The organism is Thioalkalivibrio sp. ALMg13-2, assembly GCF_000381185.1.
GTDB lineage: Bacteria > Pseudomonadota > Gammaproteobacteria > Ectothiorhodospirales > Ectothiorhodospiraceae > Thioalkalivibrio > Thioalkalivibrio versutus.
The window spans coordinates 1-6,332 of sequence record NZ_KB906147.1; the positions used below are offsets into that span (position 1 = coordinate 1).

The 6,332-nt window shown below is 64.9% G+C and carries 10 protein-coding genes; all 10 read right to left on the minus strand.

Going from position 1 to position 6,332, the window contains the following annotated elements:
- Window positions 1-181 precede the first annotated feature (181 nt).
- Complete coding sequence (locus F618_RS0114355; protein WP_019568984.1) at window positions 182-418, minus strand: hypothetical protein; 237 nt, start codon at window positions 416-418, stop codon at window positions 182-184.
- A gap of 24 nt (window positions 419-442) precedes the next feature.
- A complete protein-coding gene (locus F618_RS0114360; RefSeq protein ID WP_081620928.1) occupies window positions 443-2,677 on the minus strand; it encodes a DNA topoisomerase III in 2,235 nt (744 codons plus the stop codon).
- A gap of 8 nt (window positions 2,678-2,685) precedes the next feature.
- The gene (locus F618_RS0114365) at window positions 2,686-3,198 is read right to left on the minus strand and encodes a hypothetical protein (protein ID WP_019568986.1); all 513 of its coding nucleotides are present in this window, start codon (window positions 3,196-3,198) and stop codon (window positions 2,686-2,688) included.
- Entirely contained in the window at window positions 3,195-3,419 is a 225-nt protein-coding gene (locus F618_RS0114370; RefSeq protein ID WP_019568987.1) for a hypothetical protein, read from the minus strand. The genes F618_RS0114365 and F618_RS0114370 overlap by 4 nt, the downstream gene beginning before the upstream one ends.
- 3 nt (window positions 3,420-3,422) lie before the next feature.
- Window positions 3,423-3,617 (minus strand): hypothetical protein, encoded by a 195-nt coding sequence (locus tag F618_RS0114375; RefSeq protein ID WP_019568988.1) that lies wholly within the window; start codon window positions 3,615-3,617, stop codon window positions 3,423-3,425.
- Window positions 3,610-4,005 carry a single-stranded DNA-binding protein gene (ssb, locus tag F618_RS0114380; RefSeq protein WP_019568989.1) on the minus strand — a complete coding sequence of 132 codons (396 nt, stop codon included), beginning with the start codon at window positions 4,003-4,005 and terminating at the stop codon, window positions 3,610-3,612. Before ssb ends, F618_RS0114375 begins: the two co-directional genes overlap by 8 nt.
- 186 nt (window positions 4,006-4,191) lie before the next feature.
- Window positions 4,192-4,542 (minus strand): hypothetical protein, encoded by a 351-nt coding sequence (locus tag F618_RS0114385; protein ID WP_019568990.1) that lies wholly within the window; start codon window positions 4,540-4,542, stop codon window positions 4,192-4,194.
- The gene (locus tag F618_RS0114390; RefSeq protein ID WP_026148254.1) at window positions 4,532-4,939 is read right to left on the minus strand and encodes a hypothetical protein; all 408 of its coding nucleotides are present in this window, start codon (window positions 4,937-4,939) and stop codon (window positions 4,532-4,534) included. The genes F618_RS0114385 and F618_RS0114390 overlap by 11 nt, the downstream gene beginning before the upstream one ends.
- A 153-nt stretch (window positions 4,940-5,092) precedes the next feature.
- Window positions 5,093-5,923, minus strand: a complete 831-nt coding sequence (locus F618_RS0114395; protein ID WP_018878665.1) for a PFL_4669 family integrating conjugative element protein — start codon at window positions 5,921-5,923, stop codon at window positions 5,093-5,095.
- Between the two features lie 38 nt (window positions 5,924-5,961).
- A complete protein-coding gene (locus tag F618_RS0114400; RefSeq protein ID WP_026331252.1) occupies window positions 5,962-6,267 on the minus strand; it encodes a hypothetical protein in 306 nt (101 codons plus the stop codon).
- Between the last annotated feature and the right edge of the window lie 65 nt (window positions 6,268-6,332).

Here is a 6,332-nt window from a genome sequence, read left to right on the forward strand (position 1 = left end):
GCCTCCTTCGAGAATAGCCGAAAGAGACGCGCCCAACCGGGGGGAGGCTCTCCCCGGCGTGGGTGGATGAAATACAGCAGGACCGACTGGCTGGGCCAGCGCACCGCTACCCGGTCCGGGCGGTGCTTTCAGGGGCCTGATGCGCTCAGGCGGGCGGTAAAGCCGTGTGACGCTTCTAGTTTTATCCTTCCCAATAATCGTCTGTCAATTCATGCGGTTCGAGCGGGCGCTCGATCTGGCGCAGCTCCCGCACATCGGCCTCCACCCACGCGTGATCCCGTTCCCGGTAGAGCAGGCGTTGCATCGGGGCGTCGTCCGGGATGTCGAGCACCTCGCAGACCCCGTGTTCCGGGTGCTGAACAGTCGCGCCGGCGGCGCAGTGATCGCGGCGCTCGATGGGGAATCGGATGATCGCCATGGGCTCTCCTGTAGTCTGGCGCAGTCAGTCGAACTGCAGCTGCACCTTGCCTTCCGTTAGTTTCGCACCGGCATCAAAGGTTTTGCCAGTCCGTTTGCTCTTGAGACCCTTGAGCTGTACCAGGTCCCCTGCGAACAGCGTGAGCGCCTGGGTCTCGGTCAGCTTCTTGCCACTGACCTGCTTCCAGACAATGGCGTTGCACGCTTCGCACTGCCAGGCCTTGGGTGATTCCTTAATGCTGCCCTGCTGGGCGCAGCCGCACTGCCCGACCGGCCCCTGTTTCGGGGCCTTGCCGGGTTTCCCGCCCTGGTCGGGCAGCGTGGTCGTGCAGTCCGGGTAGCGGGTACAACCCCAAAACGCCCCGGACCCGCCTTTGCGGCGCCGCATGGGCGAACCGCATGCGGGGCAGGCGTGCTGGGCATGTGCCTCGACCTGAACCGCGTCAGCGCCCTGCTGTTGAACGTTCTGCACCAGTCGCTTGACCCATTCGGACTGCCGCTGCAGGAACCCGTCGATCTCGCCTTCTCCCTTGGCGATCTGGTCCAGCGCCTGTTCCCACAGAGCCGTGGTGGACGGGTCCTTCACCGGACCCGGAAGCGCATCGATCAGTGACCGGGCGGCGGACGTGGAGGTGAGCTTCTTCTTGCGCTCCTCCAGGTAACCGCGATCCATGAGGGTCTGGATGATCCCGGCGCGCGTCGCCTCCGTGCCGATGCCCGTGTTCTCTTTCAGGACGCGCCGCAGCCGCTCGTCCGCGATCTCGCGGGCGATGTTCTTCATGGCGGCGAGCAGCGTGCCCTGGGTAAAGCGTTCCGGCGGGGTGGTTTCCTTGTCGCGGATCTGCGCGCCGGCCAGCGAGACGGGGTCGCCTTTCTGCACGTTGGGAAGGGCCTGGTCGCTTTCGGCGCGCTCCTCGGCCGAAGCGTCCGTCTGGATCAGCACACGCCAACCGGTTCGGCGATTGACGCGTCCCTGCGTGCGGAAGGTTTCGCCTTCGGCCGCGACTTCCAGCCGCGTCTGGTCGTACTCGTAGGCGGGATAGAACTGCGCGATGAAGCGGCGCCGGATCAGATCGTAGACCGCCTGTTCCCGCGACGACATCGCGTGGACATCCGCGACGGCGGTGGTCGGGATGATGGCGTGGTGCGCCGTGATCTTCGCGTCATTCCAGCAGCGTCCCTGTACGGCGGCATCCGCGCCTTCGACCAGGTGTTCGATGGTCGAGTCGCTCTGCATTAGTCCCTGCAGGACGTCGCGTGCCTCGCCGTGCTGGCTGACGGGCAGGTAGCGGCAGTCGGTCCGGGGATAGGAGGTGGCTTTGTGCTTCTCGTACAACGACTGTGCGGTATCGAGGACCTCCTGCGCCCCCATCCCCAGCCGTTTCGATGCCTCCTGTTGCAGCGTCGAGAGATCGTAGGGCAGTGGCGCGTTCTCGCGCTTGCGCTCGGTCTGCGCCAGGGTCACGGTGCCTTGCACCCCCTGTACACGCTGCGCCACAGAGGCGGCCGCCTGTTGACTGGTACAGCGGCCTTCGGAGTCACTCACTCCCTCGGGTGGCACCCATCGGGCCTCCCAGGAGCCGTTCTTGTGGCCGCAGCGGACCGAAACCTCGTAATACGGGACTGGCTTGAACTGTTCGATCGCGCGGTCACGATCGACCACGAGCTTGAGGGTGGGCGTCTGGACGCGCCCGACCGAGAGCACGCCGTCATAGCCTCGGGCCCGAGCCGCGAGGGTGTAGGCCCGCGTGAGGTTCATGCCCACAAGCCAGTCGGCACGGGCGCGCGCCACGCCGGCGCGGTACAAGGGGAAGGTTTGATCCCCCGGTAGCAGGTTGGCGAGGGCCTTGCGCACACTGGCCTCGTCCAGCGCGGCGAGCCAGAGGCGCTGGATCGGCCCCCGGTAGCCGCACAGATCCAGCACCTCGCGCGCAATCGTCTCGCCTTCCCGGTCGGCGTCCGTCGCGACGACGACTTCGGAGGCCTGTTTCAGTAGGGACCGGATGCTGGAAAAGTGCCCCTTCACCTTGGGTCGCACGTTCATCCGCCACTGGTCCGGCAGGATGGGAAGCGTCTCCACGCGCCACTGCTTGAGCGCCGGGTCATAGTCTTGTGGCGGGGCCATTTCCAGCAAATGCCCGAAGCACCAGGTTACCGTCACCCCATCCCCGCGAATACACGCATTTTCCTTGCGAGATGCTCTCAATACCCGCGCAATATCGCGGGCTTGGGAAGGTTTTTCCGCAAGAAACAGTCGCACGACCGGACCTACTCGACCGTGGAGCGCACTTTGGCGCGGAAGCGGTCCATGAACGCGTCCGTGGCGGGGAAGCCGTCTACCTGGTCCGTGCCTTCGTAATACTCCACGGCGATGTGACTGCCGTTGCCTTCACGGGAAATGTCCATCTGAACCACGCCGGCGTGACCGAGGATTTCGCGGTAGTCCCGCACGGAGTAGAAGGAGCCGGGATTTTCATGGAAATGGTAGGCGTCCGAGGCCTCCAAGTACGGCTGTCCGGCGGGATTGGTGCGCTGTTCCAGCGGCAGATACCCGAACTCTCGGCGGATGCGATTGAAGGCGGTATCAACGTCGGTCGCGGTGGTGACCTCGAAGTTGAGGACCTCGTTCGCGTACTGCTGTTGGCCGGAGGCCTGGTTGTTGGATCCAGCCGTGGAGCTGCTGGATGTCGTCGGCCGCGTCTCCTCGATCACGATGCAGCCGGACAGGGCCGCGATTGCGGTACCGGCGAGGAGGGTGCGGGTGATCATGCCGTTCATCATGGAGTGTCTCCTTCTTCCTTGGTTGGGTCATCGGCGGTGACGCGCGAGGCGATCGTAGGTTCTGGCTCCGTGGGTACGCGGGTGACCGCGGCCCATTGCCCTCTGCGCCAGTCGGCGCTTTCGTCGGCTTCCTTCCCGGCCGTCTGGTCGCTGTGCGCCTCGAAGCGGGTCGTGGCGACCACGCGACCGAGCTCCACCAGTTGAGCCTGGTACACGGGCATGCCTCAGCGGACCTCCTCGGGATGCGTCCACTCGCCGCACCAGTGGATCGCGTTCGTGATGGGGAACGGTCCGTCGCTCGCGCCTACGGGCTGCAGCAGTCCCGGGGGGTGGCGTCGGCAGGAGCCTTCATTGGTGCCCAGACGGTGCCAGTAGATGCAGGAATCGCAGCGCGCACGGGCGAACTTGGTCTCAGGCATCCGTCCCTCCCGTGCGCTCGTCACGTTGCCGGAACGTCACGTCCTCGACGCGCGCAAGGTCCAGATCGACGGCGGACGCGCGGACTTCGAGGCGGGATCGCTCCTCGCCGGTCTCGCGGTCACTCCATGTGGACTCGAACAGTTCACCCTCGACGTGGACCCGAGCACCCTTCGGCAGCAGGCGCGCGGCCTGCTCGGCACGGGGGCCCCACAAGGCCACGTCCAACCAGAACCCGCCCTTGTCTTCAAAGCCGCCGTTGCCGTCGGGCTTCGGTCGATCAAAGAAGATGCGGAGGTTGGTGACGGGGGTTGATTCGCCGCCGCGCTCGGCATGGCGGAGCGTGGGCGCCGCGCCAAGGTTGCCGCGACCGGAAAAGGCATTGGACATTGATTCGCACCGGACATGGGTTCGATGTCAGCGTGCGCGGCGCCCCATCCGGAAGCTAGGCGAAATCCTGAAGTGAAGCGGGGTGGTTTTGGCCGAAAGATGCCGACTCGTCCTACTATTGGCTCAGGGTGTAACGGGGTTACACCCCCTCTGCTCTGGCTCAGGGTTCCACTATCGGGATAGCGGTTACGCGGCGGCTCTCGCCGTCTCGATTTTCGCGATCGTCACGAGTTGGAACCGTTGCCGATCACCCAGGCGGTGATGGCGAATCTGCGCCAACGCGTGGTCGGGTCCTGTGACGTCGATGCCGAACTCCGTTCGTGCCCGCCAAATGACACGCAGTGACCGCGCCTGATCGAGCCCGTCGAAAAGCTCGTCGAGTTCCACTAGGTCAAGACCATTCCAGCCGTCCAGCGGCACGATATGCCCCGCCCTGGCCACCTCTTCCATGGTCATGCTGCCGATTGACCGGCGCATCGCCCGCGCGGACTTACGGAGACCCTCTCGCAGTTTCTGACTCATGGTGTCACTCAGCATGGCTCCCTCCACCGCTCCATTGGTCTTCCAGCGCGTTCAAGCCCTGTAGCTGGGTGACCAGGTCCTTGAGGCGCAGCCGCTCGTAGTTCCGTCTGCGGTGCTCGAACGTGAGGATCCGCCCTCGACGCTCGATCTTCAGCCATGCCAGACGCGTCCGCAGGGGCACACCCTCGCGGGAAAGTGCCTCCTGAAGCATGTCCGACGTAAACATCAGCCAGGACTGGCCTATGCCGTCGAATCCACGTAGACGCCACCGGAACACGGACCCGCCTTCCCGCCGGGAGCGATGGATCGCGGGATGTGCGACCCAGGGCCGCTGGTACGTGTTCTTGAACTCCTGCACCAGCTGGTCCATCTGATCATCGATCTGCCGTAGTTCGGTTTCGAGAACCTGCATTCGCTTACGTGCGTCAGCGAGTTTCATGTATCCCTCTCCAGTGGCCCCGCGCCCCCCTTACCCTTAAAGGGCCCTTTAGGGCGTAACTACATGGCAGGCCTTCGGCTATAACTACTCTCCGTGCATCTGAGCCAGGCGATCCATCAAGGTCCATCACGTTCCGGTTTCCTGAGCCACGGGCGAGTCGTAGGACTCGGCGCGCTCGCCTGCAGGGGCATCAGTTTCATCGTCGTCCTCGTCGTCATAAAGCCCCGGGGGCGGCTCGCTGCGCGCCTTCGGGTCCCGAATGTCGGGTGCCACCGGCGCCCGCAGTTTCCCCTCCAGGACTTCCTTCGGCGGCAGGCCGAGGGTCTCGATCGCCTGTCGGGCTTTCGCTGTGCCAGCGGCCACGTCGTCCCGGGTCACGCCCTGATACTGGAATCCCTGCGGAGCGTTGAACGCACTGCGGACCAGTCGGCCACCCTGATACAGCATCCGCTCGCTCTCGTCCCGGCCCATGAGCCCGACGTGGCGTGCGGTCAGGATGGCGCGTGCGGTTCGATCGAAGTCGGCGATCAGGTAGGCCCCCATGAAGCCGTAGGGGTTCGAGAACTCCAGTGGGACGGTGCACGGACTCTGGCTCTGAGCCACGTCGATCTCGATTCCGGGCATCGAGGCCAGGAGTCGCTCGGTCTGTTCCCGGAGGGCATTGATGCCCTCGCGGTTCTCCGTGAGGGATTCATAGGTCTGGAGCAGTTTCCAGTCGGCCCACGGATCGTCCAGGGCGGCGGCTCGCCAGATCCGCCGCATCGTGGTCGCGAAGCGCACGAGTCCGATGATGGGTGCCTTCTTGTCGGTTGCTCCGCGTCCGTGCACCAGCCGCTGCGCCTGGCGCGTCTGGATCTCCATCGCGGCGGACCCGCGCAGGCCTCCGGGTGACGAACTGGCGGTACGCCAGTCCACGATGGGGTCGGCCTCGTTGGGCATGGGTTTCGTGTCGGCCATGGTCGCCTCCTAATGTCGTGAGTCCCGGGAGATCCCGGTCAGCGTGTTCTATCACCGCCCTCGGATTCCTGGCAGGCTAAATCCCAAATCGCCTGCCAGGGGGCTTCCGGGCGGTATTCATAAAGATCGGAACCTTCCATAAAGAGTCCGATTGCCGTGAGCGCGGACGCCTGGAGATCCGGATCAAGTCCGCGAAGGTCGGACAGGTCCAGCGGCCATTCCGGCGCGTTGTAGCAGGCCAACAGCACGCGACGGACGGAGCGCGCCTGCCCGCTGTGGTTCAGCGCTACATCCAGCAGTCGATCCAGGGCCTGATCCGCGTCTACTGTGGCAATCCTCGGCACGTCCGTTCTCCTCCTGGTCTGGCTCAGGGGGGTGGAACCCCGTTCCACCCTCTGGTCTGGCTCAG